Origin of the sequence: Archangium minus (assembly GCF_044360475.1) — a bacterium.
Taxonomy (GTDB): Bacteria; Myxococcota; Myxococcia; order Myxococcales; family Myxococcaceae; genus Archangium; species Archangium minus.
The window spans coordinates 11,698,776-11,717,333 of the sequence record NZ_CP043494.1 but is presented as its reverse complement, the minus strand read 5'-3'; the positions used below and the strand labels follow the sequence as shown (position 1 = coordinate 11,717,333).

At 66.9% G+C, this 18,558-nt stretch carries 12 protein-coding genes; 11 read left to right on the top strand and 1 reads right to left on the bottom strand.

Annotated features, from left to right (window positions below; translation table 11 throughout):
* Positions 1-13: 13 nt before the first annotated feature.
* On the top strand, positions 14-2,218 hold the full coding sequence (locus F0U60_RS47970; RefSeq protein WP_395810762.1) for a hypothetical protein: 2,205 nt from the start codon (positions 14-16) through the stop codon (positions 2,216-2,218).
* 88 nt (positions 2,219-2,306) lie between these two features.
* Positions 2,307-3,335 (top strand): glucodextranase DOMON-like domain-containing protein, encoded by a 1,029-nt coding sequence (locus F0U60_RS47965; protein ID WP_395810760.1) that lies wholly within the window; start codon positions 2,307-2,309, stop codon positions 3,333-3,335.
* On the opposite strand, the gene F0U60_RS47960 is transcribed toward F0U60_RS47965, so the two are convergent.
* The gene (locus F0U60_RS47960) at positions 3,261-4,919 is read right to left on the bottom strand and encodes an alpha-amylase family glycosyl hydrolase (RefSeq protein ID WP_395810758.1); all 1,659 of its coding nucleotides are present in this window, start codon (positions 4,917-4,919) and stop codon (positions 3,261-3,263) included. The two genes, F0U60_RS47965 and F0U60_RS47960, sit on opposite strands and share 75 nt — an antisense overlap.
* Before the next feature lie 230 nt (positions 4,920-5,149).
* Here F0U60_RS47960 and pulA point away from each other — a divergent pair, with 230 nt between their 5' ends.
* The 9 genes from pulA to F0U60_RS47915 all read left to right on the top strand — a co-directional run bounded on the left by pulA (position 5,150) and on the right by F0U60_RS47915 (position 18,517).
* Positions 5,150-8,581, top strand: coding sequence for a pullulanase-type alpha-1,6-glucosidase (gene pulA, locus F0U60_RS47955; RefSeq protein ID WP_395810756.1), 3,432 nt, complete (start codon positions 5,150-5,152; stop codon positions 8,579-8,581).
* A 111-nt stretch (positions 8,582-8,692) separates the two neighbouring features.
* A complete protein-coding gene (larB, locus tag F0U60_RS47950; RefSeq protein WP_395810753.1) occupies positions 8,693-9,445 on the top strand; it encodes a nickel pincer cofactor biosynthesis protein LarB in 753 nt (250 codons plus the stop codon).
* Positions 9,446-9,513: 68 nt separating this feature from the next.
* Positions 9,514-10,689, top strand: a complete 1,176-nt coding sequence (gene larC, locus F0U60_RS47945; RefSeq protein WP_395810751.1) for a nickel pincer cofactor biosynthesis protein LarC — start codon at positions 9,514-9,516, stop codon at positions 10,687-10,689.
* 53 nt (positions 10,690-10,742) lie between these two features.
* Positions 10,743-11,189 carry a MarR family winged helix-turn-helix transcriptional regulator gene (locus F0U60_RS47940; protein WP_395810749.1) on the top strand — a complete coding sequence of 149 codons (447 nt, stop codon included), beginning with the start codon at positions 10,743-10,745 and terminating at the stop codon, positions 11,187-11,189.
* 49 nt (positions 11,190-11,238) lie between these two features.
* Complete coding sequence (locus F0U60_RS47935) at positions 11,239-12,702, top strand: alpha/beta hydrolase (protein WP_395810747.1); 1,464 nt, start codon at positions 11,239-11,241, stop codon at positions 12,700-12,702.
* A 62-nt stretch (positions 12,703-12,764) separates the two neighbouring features.
* Positions 12,765-13,598 carry a hypothetical protein gene (locus F0U60_RS47930; protein ID WP_395810745.1) on the top strand — a complete coding sequence of 278 codons (834 nt, stop codon included), beginning with the start codon at positions 12,765-12,767 and terminating at the stop codon, positions 13,596-13,598.
* Positions 13,595-15,490 carry a MopE-related protein gene (locus F0U60_RS47925; protein ID WP_395810743.1) on the top strand — a complete coding sequence of 632 codons (1,896 nt, stop codon included), beginning with the start codon at positions 13,595-13,597 and terminating at the stop codon, positions 15,488-15,490. Before F0U60_RS47930 ends, F0U60_RS47925 begins: the two co-directional genes overlap by 4 nt.
* Before the next feature lie 58 nt (positions 15,491-15,548).
* Positions 15,549-16,670, top strand: coding sequence for an MBL fold metallo-hydrolase (locus F0U60_RS47920; protein WP_395810741.1), 1,122 nt, complete (start codon positions 15,549-15,551; stop codon positions 16,668-16,670).
* 203 nt (positions 16,671-16,873) lie between these two features.
* A complete protein-coding gene (locus tag F0U60_RS47915; RefSeq protein WP_395810739.1) occupies positions 16,874-18,517 on the top strand; it encodes a glycoside hydrolase family 5 protein in 1,644 nt (547 codons plus the stop codon).
* The last annotated feature ends 41 nt before the right edge of the window (positions 18,518-18,558 follow it).

The window sequence follows — 18,558 nt, the reverse complement described above, 5'->3', positions numbered from 1 at the left end:
AGGGGATTCACCCATGAAGACGAAGTCCCTGCGGAAGGGCGCTGTCGCCCTGACCGCTGCCGCTACCCTTCTGCCCGCAGTGCCCTCGCTGGCCCAGGAGGCGCCCAAGCTGCAGATCGGCGGTACCACCTATACGAAGTGGCTGTACGGTAACTCGCGTACCCAGGGTGCGCTCTACAATTTCAGCGTCGTGCCGGGCGAAGGTTATGGAGAGAACGGTATCGGCACCGAGCTCGAGCTGCTCCTCAACGCTCGGCTCTCCAGCGCGGTTGAGGTTCGCGGCCGCATCCACAGCCGCTTCAGCCAGAACTTCTGGTCGAACTTCGGTGGCTTCGGTGGTGGCCCTGGCAACTGCGTCAACGGCGACTGCGGTGAGTTCGACCCGCGCTCCAACCAGTACATCAAGCTGCGTGGTCTCGCCGTCACGCTGACGCCGGGGTACCTCGTCGACTCGGCCACCATCGGCGCCAACGACTTCGGCCAGTTCGACCCGTACGTCGTCGGCCGCATCCGCTACATCGACCGCGACAACGCCTACGGTGTGCTCGTGCAGGGCTCGGCGTTCGAGCGCAGGCTGACGTACGACGTGGCGGGCATCTCGCTGCCTCGCCTCTGGGCCGGCCCCAACTTCACGACGGGCGCGTTCCACACCACGGACGCCTCCTACGTCTTCCAGGGCAAGTATGCCTTCAACGACATGTTCGACGTCGGCGGCATCTTCCAGTACGCCATCGACAACGAGCTGAACACCTCGGACAACATCCTGGACGACGGCCGGCAGCTGTTCCCGCGCTACCGCAATGGCGTGGGCGGTCTCAAGGCCGGCTTCCACCTCGGCTCCATCGTGGACGTGAGGGGCGCGTTCTACCGCTCGTACTCGCACGCGGAGAACACCAACTACTTCGGCGAGACGGGGAAGGACAACCCGCGCTGGGTCCCCAAGAGCTTCGAACTGAACGGCTACTCGGCGATGCCGGCGGGCAGGCACGAGGACAACACCTGGAAGGTGGACCTCACACTGAACGATCCGCTGGAGATCGGCCTGTCGCTCAACGCGCAGGCGTTCAGCATCGGCGCGGACTACGTGTCCGTCATGGCCGCCCGGCGTGAGTCGGACGTGCTGCTGACCGAGGGCTCCGATGGCTCGTTCGCCTTCCCCGGTCCCGTCAACGGGAGCTACGGCGGCACCTCCGGCATCGGCTACGGCGGCTTCACGAGCGAGACCCAGCAGGTGGCCACGGTCAACGTGGACAACAGCTTCACCGACTTCGACGAGCCCATGGCCGAGACGGCCATCGGCTGGAAGGGCGTGACGTTCAACCCGGTGTACAGCAACGGCGCGCTGGACATCGCCGGTGAGTACTCGTTCATCACCTACAACACCAACTGGCAGGCCTGGGGCGACGACACTCGCGCCATCACCGACACCGACTACCCCGGCACCGAGCTGACCGCGGGCGTGCTGCACAACTTCCGCAGCGCCTACCAGCCCTTCCAGGACAAGCGGACCCACATCCTGGTGGCCAAGGCCCGCTATGCGCTGGACATCGGCCGCGGCGTGGACGTGTTCGGCAAGGTCAAGTACATCCACGAGAACGACAAGCGCCTGAACGACAAGAAGTACCTGCCCTACCAGGACAATGACTGCGTGGGTGGCGCTGCGTGCAAGAACGTGCAGCGCTTCTACGATCCCGAGGGCAGGCACTCCACCGCGAGCTTCTTCAGCAACCCGAACCTCCTTCCCGATGGGTCGGGCTATCAGTTCAAGCCCTTCGACGACATCGCCGATGATGACCGCGTGCTGAACTACACCAGCTTCAACCTCGGCGCCGGCTACCAGCTGACCGACGACCTCTACATGTCGCTCAGCTACACCAAGTTCCTGGCGGACCTGCAGGACGGCAACACGGCGCTCCAGGGATTCAACTGGCACCAGATGGCGTCGGGTCAGCACAACAAGAACCTGATCGCCCTCAAGGCCAAGTACATCCTGGCGGGCGTGGAGTTCGGTCTCGAGGGCCAGTACAACTTCGGCACCTTCACGCCGGACTTCGGCACGGGCTTCACGCCCCAGGTCGCCGATGAGACCATGGCCAAGAACTACAACGTGCCGGTGGACTCCAAGGGCTTCCTCAGCCGCTACAACACCTGGAACAGCCTGGAGACGCGCAACTTCGAGCACGTGCGTCTCAAGGCCTTCATGAAGGCGCAGTTCTAGTCGTCCGCTTCCAGGTAGTTTGAGGGGGTCCGGTGCGCGCGCTGACGCCGCCGGGCCCCTCGCTTTTTCCGCCCCGAGGAACCTCCGCATGGTGCTCGTTCGTCGCTTCTCCCTGCTCCTGTTGCTGGCCACCCTGACCGGCGCCTGCCATGGCGGTACGCGTGGAAATGCACCGCTCTTCTCCCTGGAGGACCCGCGAGGGGATGACCACGGCGATGGAGAGCTGCGCTACCCACTGCGCAACGACATGGGTCCCGGCACGTTGGATCTGCTGTCCTTCCGAGCCTTCCCCGAGAGTGGCGGCACCCGCTTCGAGGCCACCTTCGCCCGGCCCATCGCCGTGCCCCAGCGGCGCACGGTGGACGCAGCGGGCACCACCCAGGCGGACCAGGCGCGCTTTGGCTTCTACACCTTCAACCTGGATGTGTACGTGGACCAGGACCAACAGGAGGGCTCTGGCCGTACGGACACGCTCCCCGGGCGTCACCTCTCGCTCGCGCCGGGCAGCGCCTGGGAGAAGGCCATCGTCCTCACTCCACGCCCCTACGAGGCGCGCGACGTGCTGCGCAAGCTGTGGCGGAATGCGGCGCTCGCGGAGGCCCAGCAGCAGCAGGGCTCGGTGAGCGAGTCCGCCGTGCGGGCCCTGGAAGCGCAGGTGGAGCGGCAGATGGAGGAGCGCGTCTTCTTCCCCACTCGCGTGCGCGTCTTTGGCCCCTCGGTGTCCTTCTTCGTCCCGGACAGCTTCCTTGGCGGACAGGCGCAGCCCTCGTGGGGCTACGCGGTGGCCGTGACGGGCGCCACGCTGGAGCAGCGGGTGGAATTGCCCACGCTCTTTGGTGGCGTGACCGCGCCAGGCCCGCAGGGGATGATGGTGCTCGGCATCGGACCTGGCGTGTCGCAGGAGCGCTTCGGCGGCGGGCGCGTAGGCGGCTCGGCTCAGTCCCCGGTGGTGGACCTGCTGGTGCCCGAGGGCGTGCGGCAGGAAACGGTGCTCGGGCCCGAGGCGCCGGGTTGGCCGGCGGTGGTGCCCGCCTCGCCCGCGCTACCTCAGGCGCCAGATGCCAGTGGCGCGGCCGGACAGACTGACGCTCCAGGTCCCTCCGTCCCTCACGAGTGAGCCCACCGTGGGGTCGGCGAAGAGCACCTCGGCCGACTCCGCCTCCAATTCAAAGGGGCCAGCCGTCTTGGAGGAGTCGCTCAGGCTGTGCACCACGAGCACGCGCTCCTCTCCGAACGTGCGCAGGAAGGCGAGCGTGGGCGCGCGGCCCTGAGTGGAGGTGAGCAGCTTGAGACCGCCACGGTCCAATGCCTCGGAGGCGTGGCGAGTCCGGATGAGCGCGCGGTAGCGCGAGAGCAGCGAGCCCGGGGCGTTCGACTGCGCGGCCACGTTGTTGCTCTCTCGGCCCGGGGAGAAGGGGAACCAGGGCGTGCCGGTGGTGAAGCCGCCCCCAGCGCTCGAGTCCCACGCCATGGGCGTGCGCTTGGCCTCGTCGTTGTTGGTGGTGCCGTTGGCCATGCCCACCTCCTCGCCGTAATAGAGAAACGGCGAGCCCTGCAGGGTGAGGAGCAGCGAGGCCACGGTGGTCAGGTCTCCCTGATCGCCAGCCAACTGCGTGGCCACGCGCACCTGATCGTGGTTGGTGAGGAAGGGCGCATCCGCCACGCCTTTGGGATAACGGCTGCGCATCTCCGCCAGCTTCAGGGCCACCCCATTGCCGTCGCCTGTCCGAGCGGCCTTCAGGAGCTCCTCGGCGAGCGGGAAGTTGAAGTTGAGCGGCAGCTCGTCACCACCGGGCACCTTATCCGTGGAGCCGTAGTAGGTGGCGATGGTGGGCGTGGTGCTCCAGTTCTCCCCCACCAGCACCGCGTCCGGCTTCACGTTCCGCACGTGCGCGGCGAACTCCTTCCAGAAGGCGTGCGTCTCCGCCGTGTCGGCCTGGCCCAGCGTGCCGCCGCCCGTCTCGATGAGGTAGCGCGCCGCATCCAGCCGGAAGCCATCCACGCCCTTGCCCAGCCAGAACGAGGCGATGCGCTTGACCTCCTCGCGCACGGCGGGTGTCTTCATGTTGAGGTCCGGCATGCCGCCCCAGAAGACGCCGTAGTAGTAGGCGCCGTTGAGCGGGTGCCAGGTGGAGCCCGTGGCGAAGGTGTCCCAGGGCGGAGCCCAGTTCGGATCGGTGTCGCTCCACATGTACCAGTCCCGCTTCGCCGAGGTGCGCGAGGAGGCGGAGTCCACGAACCACGGATGCTGCGAGCTGGTGTGGTTGAGGACCAGGTCCAGGATGACGCGCATGCCTCGGCGGTGGGCCTCGGCGCACAGGCGCTCGAAGTCTTCCAGGGTGCCGTAGTCGGGGTTGATGCGCTCGTAGTCCACCACGTCGTAGCCGTGGTAGCTGGGCGAGTCGAACACCGGCATCAGCCACAGCGCGTCCACGCCGAGATCCGTGGTGGTGCTCGGGTCTCCGTCGTTGAGGTAGTCCAGCCGCGAGATGAGACCGGGCAGATCTCCCATCCCGTCGCCATTGGAGTCCTGGAAGCTGCGGACGAAGACCTCGTAGAAGACGGCGTGCCGATACCACTCGTTGCCCGCGGGCGGGGCCAGCTCCACCGGAGGCAGGGAAGGCGGCGGGGGAGCCGGGTCCGAGACGCAGGCCGTCAAAGCGAGGACGGGGAGGAGGCGCAGGGAATGGGAGCGCGGCATGGGTGCGAGGCTTTAACAGCGCGCTGATCTCCGTGCCAGTCGCCCCAGGTGAAGGCTCCGGGTCCTCTCTGCTATACGCTGTCGTGCACTCCGGCGTGCCGTGTCCTCGCGAGGCGGTTGCGCCGGAGTGTTTCCCTTCGCCCCAACAGCTGTCCGGTCGTTCCGTCCCGGGGACGGTGCGTCCGGGCAACAAGGTGTCCCGAATGAGAACTGAAGTCCCCCCCCTCAGAATGCCCCGAAAGGGGGCGCTGCTCGGCGCACTCGCCTTCCTCTCGGCGGGAACCGCGGCCGCGGAGCCGACGAGCGTCACGCTCGTGGGTTCCGTGCAGACCCCACTGTCGTGCACCGCCGGTGACGCGACGTGTAACAACTCCCGCCTGAGCTTCGACGCCAACGACAATGCGTGGCAGGGCGTGTTCACCCTGCCTGCGGGCTCCTATACGTTCCGTGCGGCCGTCGACGAGGGTGGCACCCTCACCACCTATGGCCAGAGGGGCGCCGCCGACGGAGCCGAGCTCTCCCTGACGCTCAACGCGCAGACGCAGGTCAAGTTCTACTACGACAGCACGACGCACTGGGTCACCACCCGGTTCAACTCCGTCATCGCCGTGGCTCCCGGCAACTTCCAGAGCGAGCTGGGCTGCTCCGGTGACTGGATGCCGGACTGCCTGCGCTCGTGGCTGACGGACGTGGACGGAGACGGCATCTACTCCTTCTCCACCACGGCGTTCGCGGCGGGCACCTACGAGGGCAAGGTCGCCATCGACGAGGACTGGAAGGAGAACTACGGGGCCAATGGCGCGCCCGGTGGTTCCAACATCAGCTTCACCGTGCACGCGGACAACGCTCGCGTGCTCTTCCAATACGACTCGGTCACCCACGAGCTGGGGATCGACGTGGCCGGTGCGCCCAAGGGGGACATCATGAAGGCCCAGGCGCACTGGGTTTCGAGCGAGTTCCTGGTGTGGAAGCCGAAGGTGGTCGCCATCCCGGCGGGGGCGTCCTTCCGGCTGCACTATGACTCCACGGGGGCGATGACCCTGGGCCCCTCGGGCATCTCGGGCGGCGAGTCCATCACCCTGACGCGCGAGACGCCGGGGCTGCCCCCGCAGATCTCCGCGAAGTTCCCGCACCTCGCGGGCCGGCCGGTGCTGCGCATCGCCGATGCGGACCTCATCAAGGTCAAGGACATCCTCAAGGGGCAGATCGCCCTCTCGCTCACGGACGCGGATGGCAACCTGTTGGACGCGACCTCGGCACAGCTCCCGGGCGTGTTGGATGAGCTGTACGCCAATGACGAGGCCATGGGTGTCACCTGGCAGAACGGCGTTCCCTCGCTGAAGGTGTGGGCGCCCACTGCCCGGAATGTCACCCTCCACGTGTTTGGTAGCTCCGATCCCTCCACGCCCGCCGAGGTCACGCTGCCGATGACGCTCGCCGCCTCCACGGGCGTCTGGAGCGTCACTGGTGACGCGAGCTGGAAGGGCAAGTTCTACCTCTACGAGGTGGAGGTGTACGTCCCCTCCGCGAAGCAGGTCGTGAAGAACCTGGTCACGGACCCCTACTCGCTGAGCCTGTCCACCAACAGCAAGCGCACCCAGTTCATCGACCTGGCGGACCCGACGCTCGCGCCCTCGGGCTGGGACTCGCTGGCGAAGCCCGCGCTGGCGGCGCCCGAGGACATCGTCCTCTACGAGCTGCATGTCCGCGACTTCAGCATCGGCGACATGACGGTGCCGGCGGAGAAGCGGGGCACCTTCCTGGCCTTCACCGAGTCTGGCTCCAACGGCATGAAGCACCTGCGGCGCCTGGCCACGAGCGGCCTGACGCACGTGCACCTGCTGCCTGTGTTCGACATCGCCACCATCGAGGAGGATCGCTCCAAGCAGCAGGAGCCGGCGGGTGACCTGGCCTCCATGGCTCCCGACTCGGAGCAGCAGCAGGCCGCGGTGACGGCGGTGGCGGACGCGGACGGCTTCAACTGGGGCTATGACCCGTACCACTACACGGTGCCCGAGGGCAGCTACGCGGTGAACCCGGACGGCAGCGCGCGCATCGTCGAGTTCCGCCAGATGGTGAAGGCGCTCTCGGACAGCGGCCTGCGCGTGGTGATGGACGTGGTCTACAACCACACCAACGCCTCGGGGCTGGCGGACAAGTCGGTGCTCGACAAGGTGGTGCCCGGCTACTACCACCGGCTCAACGCCGACGGGAACGTCGAGACCAGCACCTGCTGCCAGAACACGGCCTCCGAGCACGTCATGTTCGAGAAGCTCATGCTGGACTCGCTCGTCACCTGGGCGAAGTACTACAAGGTGGATGGCTTCCGCTTCGACCTGATGGGCCACCACATGAAGGCCAACATGGTGAAGGTCCAGGAGCGGCTGCGTGCGCTCACCCTGGAGAAGGACGGGGTGGACGGCTCCCGCATCTACATCTACGGCGAGGGCTGGGACTTCGGCGAGGTGGTCAGCAACGCGCGCGGCTTGAACGCCACCCAGCTCAACATGCCTGGCACGGGCATCGGCACCTTCAGCGACCGCCTGCGTGACGCGGCTCGTGGCGGTGGCCCGTTCAGCGGTCTGCAGGAGCAGGGCTTCATCAGCGGCCTCTGGTACGACCCCAACTCCATCTCCTCGGGCAGCGACGAGGAGCAGCGCGAGCGGCTGCTGCACCACATGGATCAGATCCGCGTGGGTCTGACGGGCAACCTGCGCGACTACACGCTCGTCAACAAGGCGGGCGAGACCGTGAAGGGCTCGCAGGTGGACTACAACGGCCAGCCCGCGGGCTACACGCTGGACCCGCAGGAGGTCATCACCTACGTCTCGGCGCACGACAACGAGACGTTGTTCGACGCCGTGCAGCTCAAGGCGCCCGCGTCGGCGGACCTGGACGCCCGCGTGCGCATGCACAACATGGGCTTGAGCCTGGTGGCACTCAGTCAGGGCATTCCCTTCTTCCACGCCGGTGACGAGCTGCTGCGCTCCAAGTCGTTGGATCGCAACAGCTTCAACTCGGGTGACTGGTTCAACAAGCTCGACTTCACCTACCAGTCCAACAACTGGGGCGTGGGCCTGCCTCCTGCCGCGGACAACCAGGACAAGTGGTCCACGATGAAGCCGCTTCTCGCCAACCCGGCGCTGAAGGCGGACTCGAAGCACATCCTCCGGGCGCTCGAGCACTTCGAGGAGCTGCTGAAGATTCGCAAGAGCGCGGCCCTGTTCCGCCTGCGGACGGCCGAAGACGTCCAGGCGAAGGTCCGCTTCTTCAACACCGGCCCCTCGCAGGTTCCCGGCCTCATCGTCATGAACATCCGGGACGAGGCGGCGGCGGATGGCATCACGGACATCGTGGTGCTCTTCAACGCGCATGATGAGCAGCAGGTGTTCAACATCTCCGAGTACGCAGGCCGCCCCATGAAGCTGCACTCCGTGCAGCAGTCCTCCTTGGACCCGATCGTCCGGTCCGCTGCGTTCGAGTCGTCCGGCGACTTCCGCGTGCCCGGCCGTACCACGGCGGTGTTCGTGAACGGGTCGGCCTCCGAGCCTGACGATGGCGGTGGCTGCGGCGGTTGCGCGGGCACCGGTGGCGAGGCCTTCGGCGCCCTCGCGCTGCTCCTCGGCGGCGTGATGCGGTCCCGGAGCCGTCGGAGGGCGTAGCGCGTCACCCGCTCCGAAGGCATGGGGGCCGACGCTTCTAACGTCGGCCCCCGTGCCGTCTTCTCACTCGCCCCATTCCTCCAACCCGCACAGTGGGGTAGAGGGGCGGGCATGGACGAGAAGACGCTCACCCGACTGCTCGAGCAAGTGAAGGGCGGCAAGGTCTCCGTGGATGATGCCGTGGGCCGGCTCAAGGACCTGCCGTTCGCCGAGCTTGGCTATGCCACCCTGGACACCCACCGCAGCCTGCGCTTCGGCTTCCCAGAAGTCGTGCTGGGCGAGCCCAAGACGGCGGAGCAGGTGCTGGGCATCGTAAGCAAGCTGGTGGAGCGCAAGCAGACGGTGCTGGTGACTCGGCTGCAACCGGACAAGGCCGAGGCGCTGCTGGCCGCCTTCCCCAAGGGCGAGTACCACGCGGTCGCGCGCATCTTCCACCTGAAGCAGGGCAAGCCGAAGGCGGGGACGGTGGCCGTGGTGACGGCGGGGACGAGTGACATCCCCGTTGCCGAGGAAGCGGCCATCACCGCGGAGGCGATGGGGGCCACGGTGAAGCGCGTATACGACGTGGGCGTGGCGGGCATCCACCGGTTGCTGAAGCGGCGCGAGGAGATTCAGGACGCGCACGCGGCGGTGGTGGTAGCGGGCATGGAAGGGGCGCTGGCGAGTGCGCTGGGCGGGCTGGTGGGAATTCCGGTGGTGGCGGTGCCGACGTCGGTGGGCTACGGGGCCAACTTCGGTGGCGTGTCCGCGCTGCTGGCGATGGTGAACTCGTGCGCGTCCAACGTGGCGACGATGAACATCGACAACGGCTTCGGAGGCGGCTTCTACGCGGCGCTCATCTCGCGCACGAAGGGCCGGCGCTGAGCCAACAACCTCCCCTCCCTCCGGGAGTGGGACGGGGCGGGAGAGCCGTCCCCTTGGGAGAGTGAACCGTGCGGAAAGTGCTCTACCTGGAGCCGGTGGGAGGCATCGCCGGGGACATGTTCCTGGCAGCGGGCGTCGACCTGGGCGTGTCGCCGGAGGCCATCGCGCAGGCGCTGAGCGGGTTGAAGGTGCCGGGTTGGAAGCTGTCGGTGAGCCGCGCGGTGCGGCACGCCATCAGCGGCACACACCTGGACGTGGTGCTGGACGAGCGCGAGGCACACCCGCACCGGGCCTACTCGGACATCCGCCAGCTCATCGAGGCGGCGCCCACGCTGTCGCCCCGGGCGAAGGAGCGGGCGCTGGCGGTGTTTCGGGCCATCGGCGAGGCCGAGGCGAAGGTGCACGGGGTGTCCATCGAGGACATCCACTTCCACGAGGTGGGGGCGGTGGACTCCATCGTGGACATCTGCGGTGCGGCGGTGGTGTTGGACCTGCTGGGAGACCCGGAGGTGTACGCGGCGCCGCCTCCGCTGGGCAGTGGCACCATCCGGGTGGCGCACGGGAACATGCCCATCCCTGTACCAGCCACGCTGGAACTGCTCAAGGACGTGCCGGTGCGCTTCGAGGGAGTGGGTGAGCTGACGACGCCCACGGGCGCGGCGCTGCTGAAGGTGCTGGCTCGCATCGGCCAGCCGCCGCCGGACTTCATCGTGGAGCGCATTGGCTACGGCGTGGGGACGAAGGACTTCAAAGACAGACCCAACGTGCTGCGCGCGTCCATGGGACGTGCCGAGGCACGGGCCGAGGGCCTCTGGGTGCTGGAGGCGAACCTGGATGACAGCACGCCACAGCTGCTCGGGTACCTCCTGGAGCACCTGCTCGGGAAGGGCGCGCTGGATGCGTGGGTGGTGCCCGCGACGATGAAGAAGGCGCGGCCGGGCCACGTGCTGAGCGTGCTGGTGGAGGGAGGCGCGAAGGAGTCGGTGATGGACTCGCTGATGCGGGAGTCCACCACGCTCGGAGTCCGTGCCTACCCAGTGGAGCGGATGGCGCTGGAGCGGGACTGGGTGGAGGTGGAGACGCCGTGGGGCAGGGTGCGCGTGAAGCGGGGCCTGCGCAACGGCGTGGTGCTCAACGCTCATCCCGAGTTCGAGGATTGCCGCAAGGTGGCCGAGGCCGCCGGGGTTCCGCTGAAGCAGGTGATGGCGGCCGCGCTCGCGGCGCTTGGCTCGGGGGCCAGGTAGCGATGACTCAGCGTTCCAACCTTCCGCTCGACCATGCGCTCAGGATGTTGGGGATGGTCGCCCGTATGTACCGGTGGGCCGAGGCGCGTGCACAGGCTCGCCCGGATCAGGATCTGAGCTTGCGTCAGCTCAGCGCGCTCTATGGGATCCGGGATGGCATCTCCTCTCCCGGGCAGTTGGCGCGGCGGATGGGCGTCACGCCAGCCGTCGTCACGGGACTGATCGACCGACTCCAGCAGCGGGGCTACGTGCGACGAGATGCGGATCCGAATGACAGACGGCGGTTCCGCCTGTCGTTGACGGAGAGCGGCCTGGCGGTGGGCGACGCCCTCGGACAGGCCCTGGGCGAGGAGCTGGCGGCCCAATTCGAGAACATCTCGAAGACGGAGTTGGAGTCATTGGGCCGCACGCTGCTCCTGATGGAGCGTGCCCTGAGCGCACTGGAGGCGCGCATGCCCACGTCCCTGCCCGAAGGCGCTGGCGAAGCCGACGATTCGTGAGCGCGACACATCTTGTTCGAACGGTGGAACTTCTGACGGAGACAGCACGATGAAACGTTTTATTGGGAAGGCAGCGGCGCTCGCGCTCGTCGGTGTGGTCCTACACGGCTGTGACGGCAATGACAGTCCTCCAGAGGAGCAGAATCCTCCGCCCCCGGAGCCGGAGGAGACACGCGCTCAGGACTCGCGAACGTATACGGTCAACGAGGCGGCCCTGCCTTTCTCCGCCCTTGCCGACGCACCGGAGTCCGATCGCTGGTGGGGGGTCCTCAACGGCAGCGGCTACCGTATCGAGGTACCCAAGAACTGGAACGGCATGCTCGTGATGTATGCGCACGGGTACGCCGGGACCGGGACGACCTTGAACGTGACGACGCCCAGCATCCGGCGTCACCTGCTCGCGAACGGTTATGCGTGGGCCGCGTCGAGCTACTCGAGGAACTCCTATGACGTGCGCGCCGGTGTCGAGGACACCAACGCGCTCGCGCTGGCCTTCACGCGGATCGCCGCCGAGAAGGGCCGTACGCTCGAGGCGCCCAAGAAGCTCTACATCATCGGTCATTCCATGGGAGGACACATCGCCGCCGCCGCGGTCGATGAGGAGAACCTCCAGACCGCCAACAACAAGGTTCGCTACAACGGCGCGGTGCCCATGTGCGGCGTGCTGGGCGACACGGAGCTGTTCAATTACTTCGCCGCCTACCAGACCGCGGCCCAACAGCTCGCGGGCTTCCCGGCCACGAGCTGGCCGGTGACGAACTGGGACCAGCTCCAGCCAGAGGTGAGGGCCGCGCTCTTCACCACCTTCCCCACGGAAGTGACGCCGCAGGGCGAGAAGCTGAAGCAGACCGTCAAGTTCCTGACGGGCGGAGAGCGGCCGATGTTCGACCTCGGGTTCGGTGGCCCCATCGCCAAGGGCATTCAGGACACGGTTTGGGGCACCTTCGGTAGTGACGGCACGGTGGACGGAATCCTCAACAAGGATCTCATCACCACCCGGGACCTCCAATTCCAGCTCGACAACGATGCGGCGGTCTCCGCGGAAGAGCAGACCTTCAATGCGTCGATCTACCGCGTGCAGGGCGATCCCGAGGCCAACAGGCTTCGTCGGGACGGCCTGCGGTGGATTCCGAAGGCGAACGCCCGTATTGGCGTACCGGTGGTCAGCATCCACACGCTGGGCGACCTGTTCGTGCCCTTCAGCATGGAGCAGATCTACAAGCGGAGGGCGGATGCCAATGGCACCTCGCAGTGGCTCGTCCAGCGCGCGATCCGTGGCATCAGCCACTGCGATTTCACCACGGCGGAGCAGGTCGCTGCGTTCGACGCGATGGTGAAATGGGAGCAGGAGGGCATCAAGCCACAAGGCGACGAGGTGCTCGATCCCGCGGTGGTGGCGAGCCCGACGTACGGATGCGCGTTCACCAACAACACGGTGACCGCGGAGGAGGGTCCTGCCTTGGGGCAGCTTCGTGCCTCCCTCGCCGCGGCCTACCCCTGCCCGGCGCCGTGAAGCGGACGGGGCGGATGTCAGAGAGATAGAGAATTGCTCCCGGGTACGTATCATCCGGGCCCATGCATCCTTCTGGCTACCGAGTGCCCCTGCTGCTCCTCCTGGGCTTCCTCGTCGTGGGAAGCCCACTGGGGTCCGCATATGCGGCGAGCGATTTCGAGCGGTATCTCACCGACGCGACACGGCTCTACGAGGAACTCGAATATGAGAAGGCGCTCGAGCAGCTCGCACGAGCCAGGGAGGTGGCTCGGGGTACGGAGGAGGAGATCTCCATCACGCTGTACGAGGGCATCCTCTTCGCCGAGCTCAACAAGTGGGAACAGGCCCGCGCCAGCTTCCTGACGGCGCTCTTGCTGAATCCTCAGGCGAAGCTGCCGGTTCGCGTGTCACCCAAGCTGAGTCGTGAGTTCGAGGCACAGCGGGAACGTGCGCGGCAGGTGCTCGCGAAGAGGACTCCGTCCGCTTCGGCCTCATCCCCTGGCTCCTCGCGGAGCTCCCCTGCGAGCGCGCCTGGCGGGGTGCCCACGGACAGGCCCGAGCAGAAGTCCAAGCAGGGGGCTCGGCTGATGCCTGAAACGCCTCCTGCTCCGACGGGGCTCGTGGAGGTGAGGGAGCCGGCTCGCCGAATACCGGTCGTGCCACTGGTGTTGCTCGGCGCGGGCGTCGTGGCCGCTGGAGCGGGGACCGCGTTCGGCCTGGCGTCTCGTGACCAGGTGGATGCGGCCTGGAGCGCGCGCTACCAGAGCGAGGTGATCTCCCATCAGGCACAGGCGCAGCGAAGCGCGCGCACCGCCAATATCCTGTTCGGCACCGCGGGCGCCGCTGCGGTGGGCGCCCTGGTGTCCTGGTTGCTCTTGCCTTCCCCCGCGGCGCCTTCGTCCGGAGAGACTCGATGAACCGCTCCTGCTTGTGGCTGATGGGACTGCTTCTGCTGTGCTTCGGGTGCACCGTGCCCGACCTGTCGGACTTCGAGGAGGATGGGCCTCGTGCCTGCGACACGTTGCATCCCTGCACTGAGGGCTATCGGTGCCTCGAAGGGGTGTGCATCCTTGACTCCTGTGAGCAGCCTCGCCCCTATTACCTGGACAAAGACAAGGATGGATACGGAGTGGACGGCACATCCTTCGTCGCCTGCGCTTCTCCGAATGACTCCTTCGTCACTCGTACTGGGGACTGTGACGACAACAGTGCCGATGTGCACCCGGGCGCGCAGGAACTCTGCAACAACCGGGATGACAACTGCAAAGACGGGACGGACGAGGGCTTCAATGTGGGCCTCGTGTGTGACAAGCCTGACGGTTGCCAGGGCGCGTGGACCTGCAATGCCGAAGGGACGGAGAGCACGTGTGAGGCGAAAGAGGGCCAGTGGCATCCCGATAAGGACAAGGACGGCAAGGGCTCGAACACGGTCCCGGGCATCACGGCTTGCAAGCAGCCTGAAGGTCACGTGCCTAACGATTTCGACTGCGACGACACCAACGCGCAGCGCTACCTGGGTGCCCCTGAGCTGTGCAACGCGGCGGATGACAACTGCGACGGTGTGCATGACGAGGGGCTCGGCCTGGGCGACAGCTGCGACTTGGGTTCGGGCTGTACGGGCATCAAGGCCTGCGCGGCGGACGGAGGCATCGAGTGCAGCGACGTCACTCCGTCTTTGACCTATTACCCGGACGAAGACCGCGACTCCTATGGGAAGACAGATGCGGGCGTCCTGACCTGCACGCCGGGCGCTGGGTACATCCCCAGGGCCGGCGATTGCAACGACGGCAACCCCTTCACGCACGCGGACGCGCGCGAGCTGTGCGATGGGGAGGATAACAACTGCAACGGTTTGGTGGACGAGGGCGGTGTGTGTCCTGAGGGCGGTGGGAAATGGGTGGACTATTCCTCGGGGCGCGGGGACAGCTGGCGGTCCGTGGCCGTGTGGGGCGATGGGGGGGTGTGGGTCGCCGGAGCCTCTGACACCCTGGCGGTGCGCCGGCCGGGGCAGACGTACTTCGAGAGCCTCACGGGGGTCTGCCCGGGGGCTTCGGATTGGCATTCCGTCTGGGTGGATCCGCGCAATGGGACCGCCGTGCTCGGAGGGTTCAATGGCGCGGTGATGCGGTACGGGCTCGGAACCTCGACATGCGAGAACAATTGGGCCCACGACATGGACACGAATGTGCAGAGCGTCATCGGCGTGCCCTTGCCGGACGGCAACTTCGACATCCATTTCGTCGGTACCAACAGGCAATCCCCATTCCATGGACGCGCGCTTCGGTATACCGGCCCCAGCACTCCTCTCGAGACCAACGTCGTGGCGGAGCCACTCTGGAACGCGCATGGTATCTCGCGGGAGATCCTCTTCGCGGTGGGCGGCTACCTCAATTCCGAGGGGGTGGATGCGCGCATCTACCGCTACAATCCGGACCAGAGCCGCTGGGTTGACGAGAACGTCCAGCACATCCCGGGCATCGTGGACAATCCCCTCTGGGATGTTTGGGTCGTGAACCCGCGGCTGGCCTATGCCGTCGGAGGCGGCGGTAGCGTGCTCATGTGGAACGGCACCTCGTGGAGCCTGCACTCAAAGCCTTCCTCGGAGGACCTGCTCTCGGTGCTCGCTTTCGGAAGGAACTCCGTCTACGTCTCCACGGATGGCGGGAAGCTCTACCGGTACGACGGCAGCTCCTGGCGCGTGGTGCCTGGCATGAACGTCGTGTCCTCCCCCAGTGACCTCGCCGGCACCAGCCCGGAGGACATCTGGGTGGTGAGCTTCGAGGGCTGGCGCCTCCACTGGCCACAATAGAGGCCGAACCACGGCATCCAGGGTTCAGGCCAAACCCAAACAAGTACACGGATGAACAATGAACAAGGTTTCCCAGAGCAGACGTCCGCTGCGCCGCTTCCTCTCCGTCCTGGCCGGGGTGCTGGCCCTCTCCGTGGGAGGCGTGGGCATGGGCGGCTGCATCTTCTCCGCGCCCACGTGGAAGGGGCCCAAGAGCGACCACTTCGATGGCAAGCGCTTCGTCAACCTGGAGCCTCGCGAGCAGCAGGGGAGCGTCCTGAAGTGGCAACTGAACCGCGACCCGGGCCCGTGGACGGAGTGGCACGACGTGCCTCCCGGACCACCACCGCCCGAGCGCGTGGGCCGTGGAGGTCTGCGCGTGACGTTCATCAACCACGCCACGGTGTTGTTGCAACTGGACGGGCTCAACATCCTCACCGACCCCATCTACAGCGAGCGTTGCAGCCCGGTCTCCTTCATCGGCCCCAAGCGGGTCCGGCCTCCAGGCATCCGCTTCGAGGACCTACCCTCCATTGACGCGGTGGTGCTCAGCCACAACCACTATGACCACATGGACATAGCGACCCTGCGGCGGCTCCAGGAGAAGTTCCCCGAGGTGCGCATCTTCGCCGGCCTCGGCAATCGCGCCTTCCTCGAGGACAAGGGCCTGCGCCACGTCACCGAGGTGGACTGGTGGCAGGCGTTTCCTCTGAGTCCCGAGGTGACCCTGGTGAGCGCGCGCACCCAGCACTTCTCCAACCGGGGCCTGTTCGATCGCAACGGGACGCTGTGGACGGGCTACGTCTTCCGAGGGCCGCACGGCACCACGTACTTCGCGGGGGACACCGGCTGGGGCCGGCAGTTCGCCGAGACTCGAGAGCGCTTCGGTCCCATCCGCCTGGCGGTGCTCCCCATTGGCGCCTACAAGCCCGAGTGGTTCATGTCCCCGGTGCACATCTCTCCGCACGAGGCCGTCCGGGCCAGCGTGGACCTGGGCGCGCGCTACAGCGTCCCCATCCACTACGGCACCTTCAGTCTCGCGGACGACGGCGAGATGGAGCCGCTGGAGGACCTGGGGCGCGCCCTAACGGAGCGGGGCGAGACCGCGCCCGAGTGGTGGGTGCTGGGCTTCGGCGAGGGGCGGGACGTGCCGCAGGTGGTGGGGGCCTCCGTCCCCGTACTGCCCGTGACAACTCCGTAGACAAACGCTCTCGGAGCGGGGTCGCGGTCTGAGAAATCCAGAAATCGAGAAGTGAGAAGCTCAGCAGCAAGGTTTGCGCATGTGTGTTTCGCAATCGCTGATCATTCTCGATATTCAAGTTTTATAGGTCTTCATGATTTCCGTCTGGTTTTAGTCTATGAATGCCGAGGCGGTTGGGGGGCGCCGGACCACGGAGGTCGTGCATGAAGACAGTCGGAATGTTTCTGGGGATCGCGCTATTCGCAGCGGCATGCGGAGGTCCCGCGCCGGAGGAAGCGCCAGGCCAGCCGCAGGTGCAGCCCGCGCCGGGGGAAGCATCAGACGTGGGGCAAGATCAGCCGCAGGTGCAGCCCGCGCGCGTGCCTGTGTCTTTCTTCATCCAGACACCGAGCAATGATTGGTGGATGGAGACCCGCGTGACGGCGGATCCAGCTCCAGGGCGGGTCGAGGTGTCGGTGAATGGTGGTGCCTGGACCGCGATGAGCCCTGCCGCCTGGGACGCGAATGTGTGGACGCGCTCGCAGGGGTTCGCCGGCTCGCGCGTGCGGGTGCGCGCCGTGAACAGCGGCGGCACGGCCACCTCGTGCGAGGTGGCCTATCAGCCTGGGATCTCGCTGCCGCTGTGTGCGGCGGACGGCGTGTACCAGACGGACCTCCCCACGGACGCGGGCGTGGACGGCGGCGTGGACGCGGGGACGGATGCCGGCACGGACGCGGGTGTGGACGCGGGGACTGATGCGGGCACGGATGCCGGCACCGACGGGGGGACTCCGGGCGGGGCCGCGGGCTACCTGCATACGCAGGGCGCGCGCATCTACGCGTCCAACGGACAAGAGGTGCGGCTCACGGGCGTGAACTGGTTCGGCTTCGAGGGCCCGTCGCGCGTGCCCTACGGCCTGCATAAGCGCACGCTGGGGAGCCTGCTGGATCAGGTGAAGTCGCTCGGCTACAACATGATTCGCCTGCCCTTCAGCAACGACATCCTGCGCGCGGGCGTGTACCCGAACCCGCTGGACATCAGCTACACGATCAACCCCGAGCTGAATGGGCTCACCTCGCTCGAGGTGATGGACCGCATCATCGCCGCGGCGAAGGCGCGCGGGCTGCGCATCGTGCTCGACCGGCATCGCCCGGACTCCTACAGCCAGTCGGAGCTCTGGTACCGCAACAGCCGCGCCACGGAGGAGCAGGCGTGGATCGACGACTGGAAGATGCTCGCGCGCCGTTACAAGGGTGATCCCACCGTGGTGGGCGTGGACCTGCACAACGAGCCGCACGGCCGCGCCACGTGGGGTGATGGCAACCTCGATACGGACTGGAGGCTCGCCGCCGAGCGCGCGGGCAACGCCATCCTCGCGGAGAACCCGAACCTGCTCATCATCGTGGAGGGCATCGAGATCTACCAAGGCAACTGGTACTGGTGGGGCGGCAACCTGCGCGGTGCGCGCGACTTCCCGGTGCGGCTGAACGTGGCGGGGCGCGTGGTGTACTCGACGCACGACTACCCGGAGAGCGTCTACGGGCAGCCCTGGTTCCAGAACAAGCCGTCCACCGGCTACCCGGCCAACCTGCCGGGCGTGTGGGACGCCACCTGGGGTTTCCTGGTGAAGGAGAATCGCGCTCCGGTCTTCGTGGGTGAGTTCGGCACGAAGCTGCTGATTGACTCCGACCGCCAGTGGCTCCAGACGCTCTCGAGCTATCTCAAGGGCAACGGGATGAGCTTCTCCGTCTGGTCGCTCAATCCCAACTCGGATGATACCGGGGGCGTGCTCCAGGATGACTGGACGACGGTGCAGCAGGGGAAGCAGACGCTGATCGCTCCCGCGCTCGCCCCGCTCATCCCGTAGCAACCGGCGGAAGGGGAGCCCCTGTGCATGTCGCGGGGGCT

Bases quoted from the DNA above. Each gene is read 5' to 3' on its own strand.
- F0U60_RS47970 (WP_395810762.1), top strand. From the start codon at position 14: ATGAAGACGAAGTCCCTGCGGAAGGGCGCTGTCGCCCTGACCGCTGCC.
- F0U60_RS47940 (WP_395810749.1), top strand. From the start codon at position 10,743: ATGGTCGCCCGTATGTACCGGTGGGCCGAGGCGCGTGCACAGGCTCGC.
- F0U60_RS47935 (WP_395810747.1), top strand. From the start codon at position 11,239: ATGAAACGTTTTATTGGGAAGGCAGCGGCGCTCGCGCTCGTCGGTGTG.
- F0U60_RS47930 (WP_395810745.1), top strand. From the start codon at position 12,765: ATGCATCCTTCTGGCTACCGAGTGCCCCTGCTGCTCCTCCTGGGCTTC.
- F0U60_RS47960 (WP_395810758.1), bottom strand. From the start codon at position 4,919: ATGCCGCGCTCCCATTCCCTGCGCCTCCTCCCCGTCCTCGCTTTGACG.
- larB (WP_395810753.1), top strand. From the start codon at position 8,693: ATGGACGAGAAGACGCTCACCCGACTGCTCGAGCAAGTGAAGGGCGGC.
- F0U60_RS47920 (WP_395810741.1), top strand. From the start codon at position 15,549: ATGAACAAGGTTTCCCAGAGCAGACGTCCGCTGCGCCGCTTCCTCTCC.
- F0U60_RS47915 (WP_395810739.1), top strand. From the start codon at position 16,874: ATGAAGACAGTCGGAATGTTTCTGGGGATCGCGCTATTCGCAGCGGCA.
- F0U60_RS47925 (WP_395810743.1), top strand. From the start codon at position 13,595: ATGAACCGCTCCTGCTTGTGGCTGATGGGACTGCTTCTGCTGTGCTTC.
- pulA (WP_395810756.1), top strand. From the start codon at position 5,150: ATGCCCCGAAAGGGGGCGCTGCTCGGCGCACTCGCCTTCCTCTCGGCG.
- F0U60_RS47965 (WP_395810760.1), top strand. From the start codon at position 2,307: ATGGTGCTCGTTCGTCGCTTCTCCCTGCTCCTGTTGCTGGCCACCCTG.